Consider the following 21,218-nt stretch of genomic DNA (forward strand, 5'->3'; position numbering starts at 1 on the left):
AGAGCGGCTGCATTTATACTGAGAGCTTAATGATGGCCAACATTCTCAGGAATCATGGTGTCCGCCAAGAAAACGCTCACTGCGTCGGCTAAGTCGAAAACGACCTCGAAGCAATCCACAAAGAACTCTGCCGCATCTCAATCTGCAAAGGTACACCAGGCGCCGAAGCTCAAGGACATCTTTGAGGGTGCGGGTTTCACTCACGTTCCGGCCGATGGGTTGCACTTTACGGTGGGGGGACGTACGGGCGAACTCGACCACATCTTTGTGTGGGAAAACGTCGTGCTGTTGTGCGAAGAAACCTCGGGCAAGGATGCGACAAAACATTGCACCAACAAGATATACCTACATAGAAAAATCGCTGACCACTGGTCATCAAGCTTCTTTTCTGAGTACACCAAGCAAAATCCAGCACTCCTAGCGGCACTCGGAGCAAAATATCAGGTTCAGGATCTGGAAGTACGGCACATCTACTACTCGGAAGAGATTGATGTGATCGACTCGGTGGGTGATCCTTCGCCCATGCGTATCCTGAGTCGAGCGCAGGCGCGATACTTTGCATCCTTAGTCGAAACGATTTGCCGCTCGGCAAAGTTCGAGTTGTTGAAATTTCTCGGCATTGCGCTACACCAGGTAGGAGATGCTAGGGTGTCGGGGCGTGCTGTTGCATCCGATAGTTTCCCTGCATTCGCTCTTCCAGCGGCCCATACCAGCTATCCAGCAGGATTCACTGTAGCGTCTTTTTATGCCGACCCAATGGCGCTGATTCAGCGTGCCTACGTAATGCGACGAGACGGTTGGGAAGACCCTGACCTATCGTATCAACGCTTCGTTAAGGCGGAGAAGCTGGTGGCGATGCGCGAGTACCTGGGAAGCAATGGCAAGGTGTTCGTCAACAACCTCATCGTAACGCTGCCAGCGAATGCGCTGCTGATCGACGGAGGGGGCAAGCCGATAGATCCCAACGCCATGCTAAATAAGACGGATGTAAAACTGAGTCTACCGCTCGAGCTGGGCACCATCGGGATCGTGGATGGACAGCATCGCATCCTGTCGTACTATGAAGGATCTGATGAGTTGGATCAGAAGATCAGGAGTTTGCGTCAGCGCCAGAACCTTCTTGTGACCGGAATTATCTTTCCACCGAGCTACACGGCAGAAATGCGCGTGAAGTTCGAAGCTGAAATCTTTTTGGGCATCAACAACAACCAGAGCTCTGTGCACACACAGTTGCGGCAGGACCTTGAGACAATCATCAATCCGGAGACGCCATTGGCAATCGCGCGCGCAATTGTGACGCGCCTGTCGAAGGAAGGGGCGCTAGCAGGCCTTCTGCAGATGTCTCAGTTCGATCCCTCAGACAAAATTGCATCTGGGTCGCTGGGGCCATATGTGGTCAAGCAGTTGATACGGAAGAACAGTGCGTTCTACAAAACTTGGGACGGTGTTGGGGCGCGAGACCTTAACAAACCTGATGACCGTAACGCATACACCGACTATTGCGTCCAGGAGCTCAAACGCCTGTTGGCAGCGGCGAAAGACATTCTGAAGGACAAATGGAGGTCGGTTCCGAACGGTGGGGTGTTGTCTACCACGACTGTGGGCGGCTTGCTGTTGTTGCTGGACCGGCTGGCAAAAGGCGGTGCGACGCTGTCGAAAATCGACTACAAGACAAAGTTGAAAAACATCGGAGGCTTCGATTTCAGTGCGTATACCGGTAGTAGCTGGGGAAAGCTGTCCACTAAGCTCCACGATGCACTGTGAGCCGTACTTACCTTCAAGCAGGTGTACGTGGTTGGTCAGCGAATCGTCGACTTGATGTGTATTCGGAGCGCCACCAGTCTCTCGACCTCGGCTGCACGGAAAAACAGCCTCGACGCCTAGGATGGAGTAACTAGTGGAGCGAGTAGTTGCAGGCAGATTCAGAAACTATGGCTGCAACTACTTCCGCATCGCAGCTCACAGCCATTGGCTGAATCTGCGTTGATTCAAGCTGACGCCGGGGTATCTTCGAAGCTGATGTTTGTGGCAAAGCCCGGCGGACGGCGTCCAACAATCGAATTTGGGCTCGGCGGCGGAATGGCACGGTCCGCAGGGCGGAACCGAATCTCGCCCTTGATGGTTGAGCGCAGACGATCAGCCCCGATCTTGACATACTCTTGATCGAGTTCAGCACCCAAAAAGTGCCTCTTCTCTATGAGCGCCGCGACTCCTGCGGACGCTACCCCGCAGAATGGATCGAGAATCAAGCTGTCCTCCTTAGTAAGCGCGCGGACCAAACGCTGGACCAAGCCAACCGGGAACTGGCAAGGGTGCTCAGTCTTTTCGACGTGGTTTGCCTTGACGTTGGGAATTTCCCAGACGTCACTAGGATTCTTGCCTGCCGGATTGCCGCTGGGCTGACCTTTGTTCGGGCCGGAGGAATGCCTCTTGCCTGGATATATTTGCTCGATGCGCACGGCATCAAGGTCGAACTCGTAGTCGTCACCCTTGGTGTACCAAAGGATGGTCTCGTAGCGTCCGCTGAAGCGTGTTTGGGCATGCAAGCCGTGTTTAAACGTCCAAGCGATCCTGTTGCGCAACTTCATATCCTTGATGTCCCGCATGATGTCGTAGACCAAGAAATCCAGCGGCGTGGAGACCCCGTCGAGTACATGGAATCCAACCTGCCAGCACAGGCTTCCGCCTGGCTTCAAAACTCGACAGACCTCCGGCAATACCTTCTTGTGGTTGGCAACGAAGTTCTCGATGTTGTCTCGCCGATTCTCATATTCCTTGCCCATGCAGTAAGGGGGTGATGAGACAACCAGGTCTACGCACTCATCTGGCAGACCCTCAAGCAGATCTTCGCAGGGGCCCTCGAAAATTGCCCCAGATGCTGCCGTGCGCGGTTGCGTAAGCCAGCTCTTGATACCCCTTACTGACTTGTAGGTGCTAATGGCGGATTCGTTCGCTTTCTTCACAGATCTCTCCAATTAGGGGGAATCATAGATCTGCTTTAGTTGGCACGCAACCCGCGGAAGACGAGAGTCGCGCTGTCCCAACGGCCGTTGCCCTGATCTTCCGGCATGTGGGGCTGCAAATCCGCCCACGACATTTCGTGCAGCTCGTCAGCGACAAGGTCCCAAAGGTGAACAACGAAGGAATCACGATTGCGACAGGCGGTCTGCCATTCGTTCCGCGTAACGATCATCTGCAGAGGTGAGTTGCGGCACGACTTCACCTCGATCAGCTTTGGACTAGGGCGTCCGTCGAAGCAGCGACTTGACCGAATGTCAAAACCCGCTGAATTGTCATCTAGCGCAACCCACTCTACTGGTGGAGCGCCCGAAATCGCCGCGCACCGTACCACCTCCAGATCGAAGGACTTTCGCTCGGCGGCACGCCCTGATTCGACGAGGTCAAGGTTTGCTTGGGCACGGGCTGCGTTGGCCAAGCGGTCCAGGAAGTCGACTGCATCCTGTGTGGGCGCATCCGCAAAGGCGCCTGCGCGCCTGAAGCACTCGCGCACATCAGCAGTGAGCACGTCACGAAGTGCGAGACGGCCCCGGGGCAGAACTGCCATCCAGGTCGGTATGCTCCTCTTGGCTTCCATCTCGATTAAGAGCTGGTAACTTCTCGGTGCTGATTCAACTGCAGGGCCCAGAACCTCCAAGATCGCTATGCCACCAATGAAATCTAAACCCCCGGTCGCATAGCTCGCCTTAAGACGCCCCACCGCTGTTGCCACCGGTTCATGCGGCGCATTTGCCAACTGGCGGCTCACAGCACGCCACCCCTCGATTGCAGATGGCCGCAACCAGGCCGAGCCGCCGCCAACAGATCGATTAGACGAGGTCATCAGTGTCGGCTGGAGCTCGTCGCTCGATTTCAGCGAGAAGATCCAAGATATCGCGTGGATCGATCGAATCTTCCAGATCAGAGCCTACAGTCTCTTCGTCCAACGCCAGCTCATGCAGATCCTTGTCGCCAAGCATCTGTTCCATCGCTCTGATTTTCTGACCCAACCTTCGGGCTACTGACAAATCGATCGAGCCCACATCCGGTGGCAGGCGATTCTGCAGGATGTGAACCTGAGTTACAGTCCCTTCAGGAAGCCCCAGGCGATGAATGCGGTCGATGGACTGAAGGAAATGGGTAGCGTTGTAGCTGCGATCCAAATACACAGCGTCGTGGCAAACCATGTGCAAGCTCATGCCTTCAGATGCAGCCGCGGGATTGGCCACCATAACGCGGCAGTTTGGATCGGTTTTGAAGCGGCGTATCTGTCCCTGCCGGGTCGAATCGTCGTCCTCGTCACCGATGCCGGTGCTACCATCGATCACTGCCGGCTCAAGTTCTGGCATGAGTGTGCGCAGTTGATGAACCGTGGATCGAAAGCTCGTCCAAATTAGCGTCTTGCGTCCTTCGGCAGCGAACGAATTGGCCAACTCCACAGCCTTGAGCAGTCGTGCCGATTCACCTTCGGCAAGCACGGCTTGTAGCAGCTGGCTGCGCTGAGCATCGGCTGCCATCTCGATATCGCCGGCAAGCAATTGCGGGTTGACGGCAGCCTGTAGAAGCCGCAGTACCGACCGACGCGCTCTCACTAGGTGGAAGCCGCCCCTGCCATGCCGTAGCAAGCTTGCCTGCGCGTGTACATCACTTCGCAGCACTGCGTAGAAAGCAAGATGTGCGTCAGAGAGCGTCACAGGAACCTCGATGCGCCGACGCGGCTCAAGCCCAAGCTGCTGCTTTGTCGTGCGCACGTACAGATTTCCCAGCACAGAGCGAGGCGTTTCACCTGCCGCCACACGGGCGCCAAGGCCAGCGCCTGGCCAGAGGAAGTCTAGTTGCGACTGCATGTCAGCAGGCCGCTGCGGCATCGGCGTACCGGTGAGAATATCGCGACGCACTGCTAGATGGCCAAGCTTGAGCAGTGCCGTCCCACGTCGAGACATGGGACCATTTTTTATCCGGTGCGCCTCGTCGAGTACGAGGTGGACCCTGCTACGTGAGAGCAGTTCCTCGATTTGCGACTCCACTCTGACGAGCTGATCGTAGGAGATCAGCATTCGGCGCGGATTTCCACGTAGTGTGTCAGCGATTCGCGACTCACCATCTACGAGCTGGACGAATGGTTCGCGGGCGAGTTCGGCCGCATCCGGCAGGAGACACTCATCAATGACCTCTTCCCAAGCCATAAAGGCGTTGCGAGGCGCGACGACGAGCAGTCTGTGTGTTGTGGCTGGCGCAAGCAGATGCAGCGCGAACGTGACCGTAGTCTTGCCGGCGCCTGGCACCGAGAAGTTGGCACCGTTTGGTAGCGCGAGCAGTTCGCGCAGATTCTGAACCTGATAGGGCTTTAGCGCATGCCTCTCGGAGTTCCAACCAAGTTCAGAAAGTCGAGAGACGATCTGCTCCTCAGTGACATCAAGTCGCAACAAATTCGCAGCGGAACGCACAGCTTTGAATTCGCGCATGAACTGTTGTACACGCTGGTCGGACGAGTCATCAGTGTCAAAATTGAAGCCGAGTTGACCCTGCAAGCTCGCTGCGGCCCGCAGCACGTGAAGGGCGTGGCGCCAGCCAAGCTCGATCCTCTGTTCATTGGCTCTGGCGGCACGGTCTGCGTCCATTGCGTAGGTACGAATTCGAACCCACGTGCCATAGCTAACACCGGCCCCTCGTTCGAAGACGCCTTGTAGCCCACGCTCTTCATAGCGCAAGAGAATTGTCGGCACGGGAGCTACTCCCTGCCCAGGCGCGTGTCAATGTCGCGTGTCAGCGCTAAGCACTGCGTCACGCAGCCGGTCAGGACCGCACGCAGTTCGGCGAAGGTACTCGCGTTGGCATAACGCAGGTTGATGGCGGTGAGCTTCTGCTGCGCCGCCTTGGCGAACTTCAGGGCCGCGAGATCTTTGCGCTTGCCCTGTTCACCTGCAAGTACTGATACCTCTTCCACTGCACGCGCAGCCGCCGACCGTACCTCTTTGTCATCCCCCAGGTTTTCCAGATAGCGCCCGAGCACAGAATAGTCCTTGCCTGTCGGCTCCGCCACATCGTCGTCAAAGCTGATCTTGAACTGAGAAGGCGCATTCGATGGCGCCGGCGACAGGTCAATGTCCCATGTGGCCGCCATGTTGTCCAAGAATATCTCCGGATTGGCCTCAATATTGTTGATGAGCTCGTACGCTCGCAGTTCGATCTGCTGACGGTTCTCAATCAACAGAAAGTCGAATTTGCGCGTGATCTCGCGTAATGCCGGGTTGTCAGTCTTGGCTAGATTACGGGTTGCAATCTGCGTGAATGCCTGCTCGGTCTCATCGAGTGTGTTGTAAGCACGCGGCGTGCAAAGGTGGTCCGACAAGTAGAGGTCAGCCCCATCGATCATCTTGATCAGACGCTTGATTTCTTGTACATCACGGTTCATCAGGCGAGCGATCCAGTCGTCTGAATGATTCCGCTTCTGCAACTCGCGGGCCGCAAGTGCTACAGAGGTCCAGTCGTAGGGCAACTTGGTGTCCGGCTGCATTTGCAGCCCGATTTCCAAGGTTAGTACTTCATCGTCCGATGCGGATTCTGGAAGCACTGCGCAGGTCACGATTGCAAATCGACCGAAGTCCGAGTTTCCGCTGGCCAACAACTCGCGCATGGCTGCCAGACGGCGATTGCCGTTAACGACCACGCCGTCTGAGGAGATGATTAGCTCGTCGGTCTGTTCCTTCACCCGCTCCAGCTCGTCGTAGATGGGAATGATTGACTCACCACTGCCCTTCTGCGCTAGTGAAAACAGAATGTCATGTTGAACAGACTGCGTGCTAAGGTCTTCACGGTGCGAGGGGTCGAAGAAATCCTCATCCACCTTGCCCGACGCCACGTGGCTCAACTGATCGCTTATCGTACGGAAGTTTTCGAGCCGGTACAGCAGGTGGTCAATTGGCATCTCGATGACTGCCAGCAACTCACGCCCGTCCCGGAACTTGAATTCGCGCTTTACGCGATGATTCATGCGGGCCTCGGTTGCTCGCTGCATTATCTGTTGTGCGCGTGTGGTGCTGTCGATGAGATTGAACTGATACTTGCTGGTGGCCATCGCCGACTCCCTGACGAACGTTGAAAACGCACGCTGCCGCCCGATCTATAAGGCCGGTTCAGCAACTGCAATGCCTCACTGTGAATACAACAGCGTGCCCAAGGATAAGCGAGTCCAGGACAACAATGACACGTCTGTTGGCGCGTCTTGCGCCAATTGAATATTAACCCAACCGGAATGGTTGGGAGAGCCGCGCAGTTGGCGCCGCATAAATGCTAATGGCAATGGCAATGGCAACGCGAGGCCCGTTCAGTTTCTCGTAGACAGGACGCAGGGGATGCGGCAGTCTATGCTGCGGCGGGATACGTTTTACGCAGTAAGGGAGTCGCCATGTGGCTTCAGCAAGTAGGTGGCACGGGTGGGATTGGTCGGAAAGTAGTTTCCTGACCGCGATGACATTGAAACAAGACAAATTTTGAAAGAGGTCGAATTTGGCAGCATTGCGCTGGAGCGGCGTGGCGAACTGCTCCCGCACCTTTTGCGACCCACTGGCTATCGAGGTGTGAGCCACGGGTCGTCACCAATCGCTAATTCGGCTCTCGAATCTTCGAAAGGGCAACATGCTTCTACAACTACGGCTTCAAAATTTCCGATGCTTCGGGGACCATCAGATACCTTTCAGGCCGTGCACAATCATCGTTGGTCGGAATAACGCAGGCAAGTCGACTCTCGTGGATGCACTTCGGCTAGTCTCGATAGCAACATCGCGCTACCGCACAATGGGTTTCCATCCAATACCGGACTGGGCAGATATCCCTGCGCGAGAGGTTGGGATTCGCCCTTCCATCGAAGGTATGGAGTTCAACGTCGACAATCTATTTCATCGATATGGTGATCCTCCGGCAATTATTACTGCGACGTTTACTAACGGCAACTCGACCCGAATCTACATTGGCCCCAATGGTCGGCTACACGTTGTCCTGATAGGCGCAGATGGATCCATTGCGAGAAATCGAGCAATGGCAGTGGACGGGTTCCTGCCTCGTGTGGAGATCATGCCTCAGGTTGCGCCCGTACAGCGCACCGAGACGATTCTTGAGCCTGACTATGTACGGCGGAATCTCTCTTCCGCACTGGCACCAGCTCACTTCAGGAACCAGTTAAACATACTATTTGATAGATTTCCGCGATTACAAGAATTGGCGGAGCAGACCTGGGACGGACTGCGTCTGGAGGAGCTAGTCGGTGCACGTGGCGCTCGAGGCAGCGAGCTTCAACTTTTGGTTCGCAACGATGATTATGTCTCTGAGCTATCGACAATGGGACATGGTCTACAGATGTGGCTCCAGACGATGTGGTTCCTGTCTCGCATCGAGGATGATGCGACTGTCACATTGGACGAGCCTGATGTGTACATGCATCCCGATCTTCAGCGCAGGCTCATTCGTCACCTTAGGCGATCTCATCGGCAAGTCATCATTACAACTCATTCCGTCGAGATTATGGCCGAGACGGAGGCTGATGATCTGCTTGTTATCGACCGTCGCTTGGGTGCTTCCCGCTTTGCCACGTCAATGCCTGCCGCCCAGAAGATTCTCGATCACCTCGGAAGTGCTCAAAATCTTCAACTCGCAAAGCTCTGGCACGCACGTCGATGCTTGTTAGTCGAAGGCAAGGATCTCCGATATCTATCGGATTTTTACGATGTCCTCTACCCAGACGATAGCGAGGGACTTGCGGCGATACCTAGCGTCTCGATTGGTGGCTGGGGCGGTTGGCCCTATGCAATTGGCTCCGCGATGTTGCTTCGCAACTCGGGCGGCGAACACATTATCACCTACTGTATTCTCGATTCAGACTATCACACCGAGGGACAGAAATCGGCGAGGCTTGAGCAGGCTGCCCGGAACCAGATTCATCTTCATATCTGGAATAAGAAGGAGATTGAGAACTATCTCCTTGTTCCAGCAGCTCTTCAGCGTTTAATCGCAGAGCGCGCGGCACGTCGAGTAGAAGCGCCAACAGTAGAGGAGATTTCAGAGAAGATCGACCAACTCGCTACGGAACGATACGATGAGGTTTTCGATAGCATGTCGGCCGATATCCTTACTGAGAACAGAGTGCTTGGCGCGGTTGGAGCTAACCGAACAACGCGATCCATACTGGATCCATTGTGGCAAACAGCGGAAGGGCGGCAGTCAATCGCTTCCGGGAAAGCGATCATCAATGGTCTCTTTAAGTGGGCCCAAGAGGAATTTGGTATATCGCTGACCACTGCTGCGGTGATTCGCTCGATGCGACCCCGTGAGGTTCCAGACGAGATCCGACAGCTACTCGACGCGATAGTACGTGGTCGCCCACTCGTATGACGCTTCGAAAACCGGGGCGTGAAGGCGCTTGCTTTCTCTAGCTTCAGGCCTGGGGCCGGTGGTGGTATCGCCGCTGCCCCCGGATGCTTAACTAGCGCCGGCTTGTCCATCATGAGTGGAGTTTTTTTGTCGACCGACAGCCCTCCACAACAGCGAATTCGCAAACGCCCAATACCAATCCGGGGCACGTTTGAAATCCCGTAGCAGCCAGTTGTATCGTAGTGCTCGGCATCGCCATGCCGCTCGCAGGCGGGTCGGCCACCTGCCAATCAACCACCACGCTAGGCCAACCACATGGTGCCGCTCGACGAGTCCACGGCCCTCGATAGATACCCTCGCTGCAGCTGCATTCGGAACTACCTGCCCGGTTCTTGACGCAACATATCTAGCCAGTCGTCGGTTCTTCTCATCTCCGCTCAATAGCTTGGCCATTTGATGCAGTACCGCCAATTTGCCATAGTCGAATCGCGTCGAGGACGGTGCGCCGCAGTCGATCATGCGCAACGCCTTTGTCCAAGACTCGAATGTACGTTCGCTCCACTTGTCGACCGTCGTGGTTCCCGACTGGCGATAGTCGTAGCCGCACATCCAGCAACGGCAGAGCGGATCTGCACTCGCAATGTCAGGGTGTCCCAACTCGATTCGATGGTAGGCCACCCCCTGCCCGCACTGCGGGCATCGGTCCAATAGCATGCATTCGTGTGTAGGGCAGTAGGTGTAGAATGCCACTCGCCACGATTGGCGGAAGTAGGGCTCGACGTCTGCGGCCAAACAACGCGGACAGAATTGCAGGCCATAACCTCGCCGTTTGCGGTGATACATCTTCAGCGACAGTACCCACTGCAGCTGACCGGCCGGCTTCCCGTGCGCGAACAGTCTCCCTCGGTAGACCATCAAGGTGGTTTGCCAAGCGCGTCGCAATGGCGTCCCGGTTCGGGCACACATGGTCTCGATCAGCCAGGCTGGAGCAAGCCGGTCGATATCGCGGTTCCAGACTTGCCTATCGTTACCGAATGCAAGCCTACAGAACGTCTGCACCTTCAGTCCGTTGGCGTGGGCCACGCGCACAAGCCAGGACGACAACAGCTCGCCGCGGTACGGGTGTGGGTGTGCTGGCCACAACCGCTCGCCATCCATATCAGATCGCCCGATCAATCTGTCGCTTGCGATCGGATGGCGAGACCCAGTCAATTTGGTCGAGGACTTTGCCGTTCACTCGCTCAATGCCGGATTCGACTGCGTACGCAGCAGCTTTGGCTAGCACTCGAGACAGTTCGCCGATATAACCCTCGCTCATCGAAAACAGTCGACTGGCTAGCGTGGTGTCGTGCAGGTTGGACGCATCACGAAGCGGCAGCATGCGCTCGAAACTGGCGAGGAGGCGTAGAAAATCGTTGTTAAGCTCCCACCGCGGTAACAAGGCAGGCTCGAATCGGTTGGCTAGCTGCACATCCGTCTGGAGCGCACGAAACGCGTCACGTGTGCCGGCGGCGACGATGGGAACCTGCAGCTCGTTACCCAAGAATTTCAGCACGTTCAGGAACGCACGCTGCCGGTTCAGATTACCGGCGAGGACGTGGTGAATCTCGTCGATAACCAGCATCTTGAGGCCGACGTAGCGCAGCAGCTTGACGACTTGGAGTTGCTTCTTGTCGACGCGATCGTTCGGTTTGTATGGTGCGAACAACAGTTCGAGGATTGCGTTGTAGAACCGCCCTTCGTCCGGCACCGGTGGTGCCTGGATGGACAGCACTGGTACGATCACCCCGTCTCCGCTGGGATTGTTGTCAGCCGGATACTGCGCGCAAAAGCGCTCGATCAGCATGGTCTTACCGTTGTTGGTATCGCCGACGATGAGCATGTTTGGCATGCGGTGCGATTTGGGATAGGACAATAGGTCCTCAAGCTTCGCCAGCACCTCCTTGGCGCGTGGGTAGCCGATCCATCGTGGTGAACGGATGCGCTCGATGCGCGCATCATTGTCTAGGTCGAGCAATCTTGCAGTCGCCTCGGTCAAGTGATCGATGCTCATGCCATGTCATCCAGTTCATCGAACGGTTGAATGTTCGGCAGATCTGCCCGTAGATTGCCAGCTGCCTCAACCACCGGTGGCGTAGTACGGCTCTGCGGTTTCTGGGCCTCGAAGGCCAGCTTACGTCGTTGTTGGGCGCGCCGCGCTGCGGCTGTCTTCGCTTGCGCCGCACGCTCGATTTCACGCATGTGTTCGTAGGCTTCGAAGATGGCGCGCTCATCGACATGCTGCCGGCCTTGCTCATCTAGCACTCTCTTTGCCTCACGCAACTCCCACACGCTGATAGGTGGGTGCGATGTATCCCGGTATGGAATCGCATAGTATTCGCCGAGCTCAGGGTCGTAGAACCAGATTGCGCTGATGTCGCGCGGATCGCGCCGAAACATGAACTTGCGCTTGTACTTCGGCTTCTGAGGGTCCGGTGTGTTGATCCAGCGGCGCAGCACGTCGCTGTAATAGTGGATCTCGTCGATCACGACGCCGTAGTCTTGAACGGTCCGCTCCTCGAAGGGCATCAGGTCGAGCCGCAAGCGATCTTCGTCCTGGATCCGTGCCGGCAGACCAACACCTGGCTGCCGATCGTCACCGAAGATGCCCCTGCGATACATCGCCATCGGTGGCATTCCGATGCCGGAGTGCATGCGCAGGTGGTAGACGTTGACGATGTAGGTGGTCAGCCATTCCTCGAACTCGGACAGCGTGAGCGCGGCTTTTCCAACGGAGTCATACTCGCCACGTTCTTTCACGTTGGAGAAGGTAGTGCCCGGCAGGGTCTTGATCTCGGTCGAGAGCGTACCGAGTAGCCGTTCGATGTGTGCGCCGAAATGCGGCCTCGCAACCGGTCGCCATTCGATGTCGATACCGTATTGCCGACATGCGCGTTCCAGCATCTGGCCACGGAACTCGCGCGCGTTGTCCATGTGCAATTTTCGCGGCAGGCCGTAGCACGGCCATGCCCCGTCGATGCCACGCTTGGCCAGCCACGAGTCCTTCGGAAGGATGGTGTGGGTAAGGCATAGACCCGTGGACAGGGCACCGGGCGGGTCAAAGGAAACATAGAAGCCGGCCACCATGCGGCTGAACACGTCAATAGCGAGGGTTATCCAAGGGCGCCCGATCGCACGTCGATGCACGTCGTCGATGAGGATGAGGTCGAGCTTGGTGTGATCGACCTGGACAACGGCGAGCGGTGCATCCGCGCCGGGGAAGCTGCCCTCAATGGGCGCGTACGCTTGTTCGGCCACCTTGCGCCCTTGGCGCTTAGCCACAGTAAGTTCTGCCGGCAGCGTCTTCAATCGGTTGCGTACCGTGTTCGCGTGTGGTGGCTCGATACCGGCGGCAGTACAGCGGCGCCGCACCTCGTTGCAGATCCACTGTTTGGATTTCCTTTGCGTGGTCAGATACTCGGTCTTGATCACGTCTTCGATGATCGCCTCAATCTCGGCTTGGAGCTTAGTTGCACCTTTGTCCTTGCGTTGCTGCTTTGGGAGCAAAGCGGTCACGAGTCCTACGGACTCATATGCTTTGAGCCACTTGTACAGGGTGTTTGCATGCAACCCGAATTCGGCGGCGCGTGCGACAACGTGGTCTCGCGTCCGTCTGCGCTGACCGAGTAGCGGCAGGATGATCGCTTGGCGGCGTTCGGCTTCCGACCAGTCGGGTTCTGGCACCGGCAGCAAGTCCGGTCGGACTGCCTCGGCCAAGGGCTGGACGACCTGCAAGTCGGCGAGCTTCGCGCGGACCACTTGTTTGGTTTCAAGGTCGCGCAGCAGCACCTCATCGAAGTCCACAGCTTGCGCGATGCGGTGCGGGCGGCCTAGAAACAGCACCTCCTCTCCCGGGACGAGCGACATCGTAGCTGGGATGCTCATGCTGGCCGGCTCCAAATAGGTGACGCCATGGTCAATTTGTCTTCTAGATTCGCTCCTATTTGGCGCGTACCTACCAAGTACCACAGTGTTGGGATCAAAGCTGCGCGATGCCATTCATCTCGGCAGCAGGCAGCCAGGAGATCGGTCGGAGTTGTATGACGCATGGTGGCAATCTGATCGACGAGCAACGCCATGTGGCCCTCTTCCGAGGGCCCTCTCCGTACGAACGGCAAGAGGAAGGTGGCGTTGTCGAGGTACGGCGTGCGAATCTCGACCTCGGTCACGATCTTGAAGCGCCAACCATGCTCCCGGGCATACCTGATCGCGGCTTTGTACTTCTGACGCAGTTCGGATCTGTCGGTACGCCGGTCACCACGGTATTTCACCTCATACAGGACAGTCCGGCGGGGAAGGTTGTGGGACTTAAACGTCACCAACACATCCGGCGTGTATCTTCTAGGACGACCTTGGTCGTCGGACCAATCGAGGGTAATGGGCTGTACCTCGAAGCGCTCGACCGAGGGGTCGAATTCCAGCAGTGCAATGAAGTCCCGCTCCAGTGTGGACTCGAACATAGCCGCACCCTCGGCTTTCCGGTGGGCGGAAATGCCGGTTACGTTCTGATAGTTCTTGGGTATCTTCCGGACGGGCATATTTTTCTCGTGCGCTACACGACATGCTTCTTGGCTCCAAGAAAATTATTGGATCCAAATACGTTCAGTCGCGAAGATCGTTGTGAAGCCTGATCATTTTCCACTCACAGTACAAGAGAGCGATGTAATTGTCATTCGCCTGAGCCGGCGCCGGTTTTCTTGATGCGCGGGCAGGCAAGCCTTCGATAGCCGAAGGTTTGCTCCCCTCTCCCGCGCGCGGGAGAGGGCAGAACGCAGACAGCAAGCTGATCTCGTCAGCAGCCTGAACGGCCGGTTTCCACCGGCCGTTTTTCTTTGTCGGCGCCTTTCTCATGCGCGCCTTTGGCCCGCGTTCGGCCCCTCGCATCCCGTCGCCAGCACGCCGCCAGCACGCCGAACGTTGCGGGCACGCCACGATTCCTCCCGGCGGCGCAAAAAAATTCTGCTCTCCGCGACCTCCCCCCGCCTGCGCGCCCGGCCCGCCTGCCGCGCCGTTCCTGCACCGCCGTGGCTCGTAACGAGACTGCCCGGCTCGCCGCGGACGCGCGTCCGGCGCCCTCGCGGTGCGGCCTGCACCAAGGCGGGGCGGGGCTGCGCCGGTCCCTCCCGCCGTCCCGGCAGTGTCCTAGGGTCTACACCTAGCCCCATCATCTTCTCGTTTGGTTATCATGAATTCATCGATAAATTGTCGATGAAAAAAGATTATTGCAACGGACCGCTTCGCGGCCGGCGCCGCGCCTGACGAGTCCGGTGCGCGCGCCTACACTGCAAGTCAGGTCCCTTCCCGGTGCCTTTCCATGTTCCGATGTTCCGTTCACCGCCTGGCCGAGCGCGCGCTGCTGTGCAGCGTGCCGCCGCCGGCCTCGCTCGACGTACAGCGCCGTATCTGGGCCATGGCGCAGCGCGCCGCCGAATGGCGCGGCGTGGTGGATGCGGTGCCCGGCATGAACAACCTCACCGTGGTGTTCGACCATGACGCCGACCCGCAGGCGCTGGAGCGCAACCTCAAGCTCGCCTGGGCATCCGGCGAGGCGCGCGAGGCCACCGGCCGGCTGGTCGAGATCCCGGTGCGCTACGGCGGCGAATACGGTCCCGACCTGGCCGACGTGGCCGCGCACACCGGGCTGAGCGCGCAGGAAGTGGTGCGCCGCCACAGCGCCGGCGAATACGTGGTGTACTTCCTCGGCTTCCAGCCCGGCTTCGCCTACATGGGCGGGCTCGATCCCGCGCTGGCCACGCCGCGCCGGCACGAGCCGCGGCTGTCGGTGCCGGCCGGCTCGGTCGGCATCGGCGGCGAGCAGACCGGCATCTATCCGGCCGCCGCGCCCGGCGGCTGGCAGTTGATCGGGCACACGGACAGCGAGCTGTTCGTGGCCGACCGCGATCCGCCTTCCCTGTTCGCGCCCGGCGATACCGTGCGCTTCGTCGTCGAGGAGTTGCTGGCGTGATCGAAATTCTCCGTCCCGGCGCGCTGGCCTCGGTCCAGGATCTCGGCCGCCCGGGTTTCCGCCGCTTCGGCGTGGGCACCGCGGGCGCGCTCGACACCGTCGCGCTCACCATCGGCAACCGCCTGCTCGGCAACGCGGCCGGCGAGGCCGCCATCGAATTCACCCTCGGCCGCGCCGCCGTGCGCTTCCACGCGGACATGCGCGTGGCGCTCACCGGCGCCGACTGCAAGTCCAACCTCGACGGCGTGCCGGTGTGGTCGTGGCACGCCTTCGACGTGCGCCGCGGCGAGACCCTGACCTTGTCGGCCGCGCAGGGCGGCACGCGCACCTACCTGTGCGTGGCCGGCGGCATCGGCGTGGCGCCGGTGATGGGCTCGCGCAGCACCGATCTCAAGGCCGGCTTCGGCGGTTTCGCCGGCCGCGCGCTGCGCGAAGGCGACCGGCTCGCGGCCGGCCGGCCCGGCGTGGCCGACGACAGCGACTGGCTCGGCGTGCAGGCGCCGGCGTGGGCGCTGCCGGTGAAGAAGCTCGGCGACGCGGTGCCGATCCGCATGCTGCCCGGCATCGAGTACGACGATTTCGAGCCAGCCGCGCGCGACGCGCTGTGGCAGTCCGAGTGGACCGTCACGCCCAACAGCAACCGCATGGGTCTGCGGCTGCAGGGCCCGGCGCTGGCGCGCGAGCCCGCGCGCGCGGCGGACCTGCTCTCGCACGGCGTGCTGCCCGGCGTGGTGCAGGTGCCGCCGGCCGGCCAGCCCATCGTGCTGATGGCCGACGCGCAGACCACCGGCGGTTATCCGAAGATCGGCGTGGTGATCGGCGCCGACCTGTGGCGGCTGGCGCAGGTGCCGCTGGGCGCGCCCGTGCGCTTCGCGCGGGTGACGCTGGAGCAGGCCGCCGCCGCCCAGGCCGAGCTGGACCGTTACTTGCAACAGGTCGACCAGGCCCTACAGTGGCAGGGCGACGGCAGCATGGTGATCGCGGCGCGGCGGCGCACGCGCACGCGGCTGGCGGTGGCGTGAGATGGTGTCCGCCCGCATCGAATGACCCGCACACGGACATGGCCGCATCGCCGGCAAGGACAGAACCAGGAGTAATGCAATGCACATCGACTTGAATGCCGACCTCGGCGAAGGCTGCGGCACCGACCGCGAGCTGCTCACGCTGATCAGCTCGGCCAACGTGGCCTGCGGCTGGCATGCCGGCGACGCCGCCACCATGCTGCAGACCGTGCGCTGGGCTCTGGCGTCCGGCGTGGCGATCGGCGCGCACCCGAGCTACCCCGACCGCGAGAACTTCGGCCGCACCGAGATGCAGCTCGCGCCCGACACCGTGTACGCCGACGTGCTCTATCAGATCGGCGCGCTGGCCGCGCTGGTGCGTGCGCAGGGCGGGCAGCTGGCCCACGTCAAGCCGCACGGCGCGCTCTACAACCAGGCCGCGAAGGACCCCGTGCTGGCCGACGCCATCGTGCGCGCGGTGCGCGATTTCGACTCCGACCTGGTCTTCTTCGGCCTGGCCGGCAGCGCGATGGTCAAGGTGGCGCGCGAGGCCGGCCTCAAGGTCAAGGAAGAAGTCTTCGCCGACCGCGGCTACAACCCCGACGGCTCGCTGGTCAGGCGCGGCACGCCGGGCGCGCTGCACGAGGACGAAGACGTGGCCCTGGGCCAGACGCTCGACATGGTGCGCGGCCAGCGCGTGCGCGCCATCGACGGCACCTGGGTACCGATTCGCGCCGAAACCGTGTGTCTGCACGGCGACGGCGCGCACGCGCTTGCCTTTGCGCGCCGCATCCGCGAGCGGCTCGGCGCCGAAGGCATCGCAATCCGCGCCGGAGCCTGAAGCGCGCGCCGCGCGCTTCCGGTCCCGGCATCACCGTGCCCCGCGGGCGTCGAGCAGCATGACGCGGCGCAGGGCACTCGCCTCCATCACACGCTACTGGTGTCTCTCATGGAACAGGCAGTCAATCTCTGGCCCCTAGTCGGGGTCGGTATCATCATTCTCGGCTTCGTGCTGCGCTTCAATCCCATGATGGTGGTGGCCCTGGCCGCCATCGCCACGGGCCTTGCCGCGAGCATGCCGGTCACGCAGATCTTCACTGCGATCGGCACCGCTTTCGTCAAGACGCGCAACCTGCCGCTGATCATCCTGCTGCCGCTGGCGGTGATCGGCCTGCTCGAGCGGCACGGGCTGCGCGAGCACGCGCAGGCGTGGATCTCGCGCATCGCCTCGGCTACCGTCGGGCGCCTGCTGATCGTCTACCTCGGCGTGCGCGAGCTGACCGCCGCGGTCGGCCTGACCAGCCTCGGCGGCCATCCGCAGATGGTGCGCCCGCTGCTCGCGCCGATGGCCGAAGGCGCGGCGGAAGCGCGCTTCGGCAAGCTGCCCGAGCCGGTGCGCCAGCGCGTGCTGGCCTTCTGCGCGGCCACCGACAACGTCGGCCTGTTCTTCGGCGAGGACATCTTCGTGGCGTTCGGCGCGATCGCGCTGATGCACACCTTCCTGCTGTCGTCGAACATCGACGTGGAGCCGCTGCACATCGCCGTGTGGGGCATCCCCACCGCGGTCTGCGCGTTCCTGATCCACGCGGTGCGCCTCAAGCGCCTGGACGGCTGGCTGGCCCGCGAGATGGGCGGCCGCGCCGCCGCGCCCGGCGCAGCCGGTGTCGCAGCCAACGCCAAGGGCGGGGAGTAAGCCATCATGATCGTATCCATCGACTATCTCTACTGGCTCGCCGGCCTGGTGCTGGCCATCACCGCGCTGATGACCTTCGCCGACCGCGAGCATCCGCGCCGCCTCTCCACCGGCCTGTTCTGGGCGCTCTACGCGCTGGTCTTCCTGGTCGGCGACAAGCTGCCGCCGGCCATCGTCGGCATCGGCGCGGTGGTGATGGCGCTGATCGCCGGCTTCGGCGGCGTGGGCCACGGCAAGCACGGCACCCTGCCCGAGGGCGAGCGCCGCGCCTCGGCCAAGCGCCTGAGCAACAAGCTGTTCATCCCGGCGCTGCTGATCCCGCTGGTGACGGTGATCGGCACCGTGCTGTTCAAGGACGTGAAGCTCGCCGGCCTGCCGCTGCTCGACCCCAAGAACGTGACCTTCGTCTCGCTCGGCATCGGCTGCCTGATCGCGCTCGGCACCGCATGCTGGCTCACCCGCGACACCGTGATGCAGGGCATGCGCGAATCGCGCCGCCTGACCGAGTCGCTCGGCTGGGCGCTGGTGCTGCCGCAGATGCTGGCCATGCTGGGCCTGGTGTTCGCCGACGCCGGCGTGGGCAAGGCCGTGGCGCACCTGACCACCGCCTACATCAACATGGACTACAAGCTGGTGGCCGTGGTGGTGTACTGCGTGGGCATGGCGCTGTTCACCGTCATCATGGGCAACGGCTTCGCCGCGTTCCCGGTGATGACCGGCGGCGTGGGCGTGCCCATCCTGGTCAACATGTTCCACGGCAACCCGGCGGTGATGGCGGCCATCGGGATGTTCTCGGGATACTGCGGCACGCTGCTTACGCCGATGGCGGCCAACTTCAATATCGTGCCGGCGGCGCTGCTGGAGCTCGACGACAAGAATGCGGTGATTCGGGCGCAGGTGCCTACGGCGTTGTTGATTTTGGTGGCTAATATTGGGTTGTTGTATTTCTTGATGTGAGGTTTTTTTGAGTTTTGGCGTTGGGGTTAGAGTGGTTTTTTTGGGGGCTTTAACTTCAACGGCCTTAAAGGCTTTAACTTCAAAGTCAAAGTCAACATCAAAGTCAAAGGCTTTCGCTCCCCCGGAGCGACCTACTTTCTTTTCCCCGAAAAGAAAGTAGGCAAAGAAAGCGGGCTGCCTGGCCGGCAGGGGCAGAAACGTTGGGATTTCTCTTGTTGGTGGTTTCGTGGTGGGGCCTGTAGTTCTGCTGGCATCCTGCCGTTACCGGTGCGGAGCGCCACGATCTTGCTGGCTGCAGTGGTTTCGGGGTCAGACCTATGATGACGGGCGCACTGCTGGTTCGGGCATCTGCCGTTACCGGTTTTGGCGGTCACGGCGTAGCACCGACACTGGTTTCATGGTGGGCGCGGTGGACCCAGCGCGGGTGTGCTGGGTTGCTTTGAATCGGATTGCCTCTCAAGTCAAAACTGTTTGGCAGTGAGATCGAATGGGGGGCCACCACACCCACCACGAAACCAGCACCGTTCCTATGCCGTATGCATCCGCCCCGGTCGCGGCAGCAGCCCGAAGGGCCTGGGCCACCGCCATCATGCAGCGCCACCACGAATCGAACACCACCCGAGAGACAGTGGCCGCCAAAACCGGTACCGGCAGATTCCCTGCAGAACCACCACCCCCACCACGAAACCAACAACAACCAGCAACCCTGTTCGGCTCTGCCCCTGCCGGCCAGGCAGCCCGCTTTCTTTGCCTACTTTCTTTTCGGGGAAAAGAAAGTAGGTCGCTCCGGGGGAGCGAAAGCCTTTGACTTTGAAGTTGACTTTGACGTTCAGCCGTTGACGTTCAACCGTTGACATTCAGAAGTCGACGTCCAGCCGCAAACTTTGAAGCCGAAACTTAACGCCAAGCAGCGCAAATGGACCACAAATCCCGGGCCGCCAGGCCCACAGACACAGGCGTCCCCCTCACCCCCCACCACCCCTCCTCCTCCTCGCCCTCCGCAAACTCCGCCGGTCAATCTGAAACTGCTCAAACCGCCAGACCAGATAAAACAGCGCCAGGAACGGCCACAGCCACCCCAGCCATTGCGACAGGCTGTTGAAGTGGATGAAGCGCCCGAGCCGCCAGCCTTGTTCCGAGATCCATGAGTACGGATTCGGCGGCAGCAGGTTGCACAGCACCAGCAGCACCATCAGCGTGGCCAGCGCCAGCGCGCCGCGCAGCCAGCGCGGCAGGCGCAGCAGCAGCACCAGCACCAGCGAGCCGGTGAGCAGCGCGAAGCGGCCCGCGTCGGACAGCCAGTTGAAGGCGTTGTCGTCGGGGAACTGGATTTCCGCCACCACCGCCTTGAGCAGCAGCGTGGCGGCGAGCAGGCCGGCGAGGATGCGCAGCATCGGCGCGTGGCGGCGCATCGCGGCGGAGGCGAACAGGCCGGTGCCGACCCAGCCGCATGCCGTTACCAGCGACTCGACCAGTTGCTGGCCCTGCGCGTCGTCGGGGCGCAGCAGGCCGATGCTTTCGATCATGCCGGGCAGCGCGGGGAACATGCCTTGCAGCCACTGCACCGGCCATGAGTCGGGATCGGACAGCCACTCGCGCACGATGCCGCCCATGCCGAACAGGTAGTCCTGCGGGAAGATCTGCGCCAGCGGCCACAGCAGCATCAGGATGATGGCGAAGCTGGCATGCGGCTCGAACCACGCCATGCGCAGCTGGCGCAGCGAGCCGCGGTCGATCAGCGCGGCCGAGAACGGCGCCACCACGGCGCCGCCGAGCAGCGCGCCCAGCGCGTTGGTGATGAGGTCGATGTTGGACGAGATGCGGTTGGGCAGCCAGGTCTGCAGCGCCTCCATCACGCCCGACAGCACCGCGCCCGCGGCCAGCGCCAGCAGCGTGGCGCGCGCGCCGGACACGCGCGGGTGCAGGGCCAGCACCACCAGCGCGCCGAACGGGCAGTAGCCGAGCACGTTGGTGATGATGTCGAACTCGGTCAGGTAGCGCGGCTTGGGCGCGGTGAGGAAGGCCAGCGGCGAGATGCCGTTGTCGGTCCAGCCGCTGAACGGGTAGAGGCTGCCGTAGACCACCAGCAGCGTGAAGCACAGCAGGCCCACGCGCGCCAGCGGCGAGTGGCGCGATGCCGGTGGCGGCGCGGACGGCAGCTCGGGGGGCGGGGAGGACGGCGGGGGGGCCGATGCCATGC

General features: G+C 60.6%; 17 protein-coding genes and 1 pseudogene. 8 read left to right on the forward strand and 10 right to left on the reverse strand.

The window, feature by feature from the left end; all coding sequences use genetic code 11:
• The first annotated feature begins 54 nt into the window (after positions 1 to 54).
• Complete coding sequence (locus AC3WXD_RS28875) at positions 55 to 1,764, forward strand: ParB N-terminal domain-containing protein (RefSeq protein ID WP_492325186.1); 1,710 nt, start codon at positions 55 to 57, stop codon at positions 1,762 to 1,764.
• A 224-nt stretch (positions 1,765 to 1,988) separates the two neighbouring features.
• Here AC3WXD_RS28875 and AC3WXD_RS28880 read toward each other — a convergent pair whose 3' ends face one another.
• Genes AC3WXD_RS28880 through AC3WXD_RS28895 form a run of 4 tightly spaced genes read right to left on the reverse strand, consistent with a single transcriptional unit; the run spans position 1,989 to position 7,075 of the window.
• The gene (locus tag AC3WXD_RS28880) at positions 1,989 to 2,963 is read right to left on the reverse strand and encodes a DNA-methyltransferase (protein WP_492325187.1); all 975 of its coding nucleotides are present in this window, start codon (positions 2,961 to 2,963) and stop codon (positions 1,989 to 1,991) included.
• A 35-nt stretch (positions 2,964 to 2,998) separates the two neighbouring features.
• Entirely contained in the window at positions 2,999 to 3,841 is an 843-nt protein-coding gene (locus tag AC3WXD_RS28885; protein WP_492325188.1) for a protein NO VEIN domain-containing protein, read from the reverse strand.
• Positions 3,828 to 5,723: a DEAD/DEAH box helicase gene (locus tag AC3WXD_RS28890; RefSeq protein WP_492325189.1), complete on the reverse strand. Its 1,896-nt coding sequence runs from the start codon at positions 5,721 to 5,723 to the stop codon at positions 3,828 to 3,830. The genes AC3WXD_RS28885 and AC3WXD_RS28890 overlap by 14 nt, the downstream gene beginning before the upstream one ends.
• 5 nt (positions 5,724 to 5,728) lie before the next feature.
• Positions 5,729 to 7,075, reverse strand: a complete 1,347-nt coding sequence (locus AC3WXD_RS28895) for a hypothetical protein (protein ID WP_492325190.1) — start codon at positions 7,073 to 7,075, stop codon at positions 5,729 to 5,731.
• Positions 7,076 to 7,635: 560 nt separating this feature from the next.
• Here AC3WXD_RS28895 and AC3WXD_RS28900 point away from each other — a divergent pair.
• Together AC3WXD_RS28900 and AC3WXD_RS28905 are read left to right on the forward strand one after the other, a co-directional pair.
• Positions 7,636 to 7,770, forward strand: a pseudogene (locus tag AC3WXD_RS28900) (AAA family ATPase); the annotation flags it as partial.
• Between the two features lie 99 nt (positions 7,771 to 7,869).
• On the forward strand, positions 7,870 to 9,384 hold the full coding sequence (locus tag AC3WXD_RS28905; RefSeq protein WP_492325207.1) for an ATP-dependent nuclease: 1,515 nt from the start codon (positions 7,870 to 7,872) through the stop codon (positions 9,382 to 9,384).
• An 87-nt stretch (positions 9,385 to 9,471) separates the two neighbouring features.
• Here the strand turns inward: AC3WXD_RS28905 and AC3WXD_RS28910 are convergent, their stop codons facing one another.
• The 4 genes from AC3WXD_RS28910 to AC3WXD_RS28925 are packed head-to-tail and all read right to left on the reverse strand — an operon-like array spanning position 9,472 to position 13,940.
• Positions 9,472 to 10,521: a TniQ family protein gene (locus AC3WXD_RS28910; protein ID WP_492325191.1), complete on the reverse strand. Its 1,050-nt coding sequence runs from the start codon at positions 10,519 to 10,521 to the stop codon at positions 9,472 to 9,474.
• A 1-nt stretch (position 10,522) separates the two neighbouring features.
• Entirely contained in the window at positions 10,523 to 11,416 is an 894-nt protein-coding gene (locus tag AC3WXD_RS28915) for a TniB family NTP-binding protein (protein ID WP_492325192.1), read from the reverse strand.
• Positions 11,413 to 13,287 carry a transposase gene (locus tag AC3WXD_RS28920; protein ID WP_492325193.1) on the reverse strand — a complete coding sequence of 625 codons (1,875 nt, stop codon included), beginning with the start codon at positions 13,285 to 13,287 and terminating at the stop codon, positions 11,413 to 11,415. Before AC3WXD_RS28920 ends, AC3WXD_RS28915 begins: the two co-directional genes overlap by 4 nt.
• Positions 13,284 to 13,940 (reverse strand): TnsA endonuclease N-terminal domain-containing protein, encoded by a 657-nt coding sequence (locus AC3WXD_RS28925; RefSeq protein ID WP_492325194.1) that lies wholly within the window; start codon positions 13,938 to 13,940, stop codon positions 13,284 to 13,286. The genes AC3WXD_RS28920 and AC3WXD_RS28925 overlap by 4 nt, the downstream gene beginning before the upstream one ends.
• Positions 13,941 to 14,716: 776 nt before the next feature.
• Between AC3WXD_RS28925 and pxpB the strand changes: the two genes are divergently transcribed.
• From pxpB to AC3WXD_RS28950, 5 genes are all read left to right on the forward strand, one after another.
• Positions 14,717 to 15,367, forward strand: a complete 651-nt coding sequence (gene pxpB, locus AC3WXD_RS28930; protein WP_059414698.1) for a 5-oxoprolinase subunit PxpB — start codon at positions 14,717 to 14,719, stop codon at positions 15,365 to 15,367.
• The gene (locus tag AC3WXD_RS28935; RefSeq protein WP_059414700.1) at positions 15,364 to 16,389 is read left to right on the forward strand and encodes a 5-oxoprolinase subunit C family protein; all 1,026 of its coding nucleotides are present in this window, start codon (positions 15,364 to 15,366) and stop codon (positions 16,387 to 16,389) included. Before pxpB ends, AC3WXD_RS28935 begins: the two co-directional genes overlap by 4 nt.
• A gap of 79 nt (positions 16,390 to 16,468) precedes the next feature.
• A complete protein-coding gene (gene pxpA / locus AC3WXD_RS28940) occupies positions 16,469 to 17,209 on the forward strand; it encodes a 5-oxoprolinase subunit PxpA (RefSeq protein ID WP_059414702.1) in 741 nt (246 codons plus the stop codon).
• Positions 17,210 to 17,317: 108 nt separating this feature from the next.
• Entirely contained in the window at positions 17,318 to 18,061 is a 744-nt protein-coding gene (locus AC3WXD_RS28945) for a DUF969 domain-containing protein (RefSeq protein ID WP_020423918.1), read from the forward strand.
• A 6-nt stretch (positions 18,062 to 18,067) separates the two neighbouring features.
• Entirely contained in the window at positions 18,068 to 19,018 is a 951-nt protein-coding gene (locus tag AC3WXD_RS28950) for a DUF979 domain-containing protein (RefSeq protein ID WP_020205371.1), read from the forward strand.
• 587 nt (positions 19,019 to 19,605) lie between these two features.
• Here AC3WXD_RS28950 and AC3WXD_RS28955 read toward each other — a convergent pair.
• A complete protein-coding gene (locus AC3WXD_RS28955; RefSeq protein ID WP_492325195.1) occupies positions 19,606 to 19,875 on the reverse strand; it encodes a hypothetical protein in 270 nt (89 codons plus the stop codon).
• A 108-nt stretch (positions 19,876 to 19,983) separates the two neighbouring features.
• Positions 19,984 to 21,216, reverse strand: a complete 1,233-nt coding sequence (locus AC3WXD_RS28960; protein ID WP_059414704.1) for a VanZ family protein — start codon at positions 21,214 to 21,216, stop codon at positions 19,984 to 19,986.
• Between the last annotated feature and the right edge of the window lie 2 nt (positions 21,217 to 21,218).

This window comes from Cupriavidus sp. FW216-B1 (genome assembly GCF_058789195.1).

Bases quoted from the DNA above. Each gene is read 5' to 3' on its own strand.
- AC3WXD_RS28920 (WP_492325193.1), bottom strand. From the start codon at position 13,287: ATGAGCATCCCAGCTACGATGTCGCTCGTCCCGGGAGAGGAGGTGCTG.
- AC3WXD_RS28945 (WP_020423918.1), top strand. From the start codon at position 17,318: ATGGAACAGGCAGTCAATCTCTGGCCCCTAGTCGGGGTCGGTATCATC.
- AC3WXD_RS28915 (WP_492325192.1), bottom strand. From the start codon at position 11,416: ATGAGCATCGATCACTTGACCGAGGCGACTGCAAGATTGCTCGACCTA.
- AC3WXD_RS28905 (WP_492325207.1), top strand. From the start codon at position 7,870: ATGGAGTTCAACGTCGACAATCTATTTCATCGATATGGTGATCCTCCG.
- pxpB (WP_059414698.1), top strand. From the start codon at position 14,717: ATGTTCCGATGTTCCGTTCACCGCCTGGCCGAGCGCGCGCTGCTGTGC.
- AC3WXD_RS28960 (WP_059414704.1), bottom strand. From the start codon at position 21,216: ATGGCATCGGCCCCCCCGCCGTCCTCCCCGCCCCCCGAGCTGCCGTCC.
- AC3WXD_RS28885 (WP_492325188.1), bottom strand. From the start codon at position 3,841: ATGACCTCGTCTAATCGATCTGTTGGCGGCGGCTCGGCCTGGTTGCGG.
- AC3WXD_RS28875 (WP_492325186.1), top strand. From the start codon at position 55: ATGGTGTCCGCCAAGAAAACGCTCACTGCGTCGGCTAAGTCGAAAACG.
- AC3WXD_RS28895 (WP_492325190.1), bottom strand. From the start codon at position 7,075: ATGGCCACCAGCAAGTATCAGTTCAATCTCATCGACAGCACCACACGC.
- AC3WXD_RS28955 (WP_492325195.1), bottom strand. From the start codon at position 19,875: ATGTCAACGGTTGAACGTCAACGGCTGAACGTCAAAGTCAACTTCAAA.
- pxpA (WP_059414702.1), top strand. From the start codon at position 16,469: ATGCACATCGACTTGAATGCCGACCTCGGCGAAGGCTGCGGCACCGAC.
- AC3WXD_RS28925 (WP_492325194.1), bottom strand. From the start codon at position 13,940: ATGCCCGTCCGGAAGATACCCAAGAACTATCAGAACGTAACCGGCATT.
- AC3WXD_RS28950 (WP_020205371.1), top strand. From the start codon at position 18,068: ATGATCGTATCCATCGACTATCTCTACTGGCTCGCCGGCCTGGTGCTG.
- AC3WXD_RS28910 (WP_492325191.1), bottom strand. From the start codon at position 10,521: ATGGATGGCGAGCGGTTGTGGCCAGCACACCCACACCCGTACCGCGGC.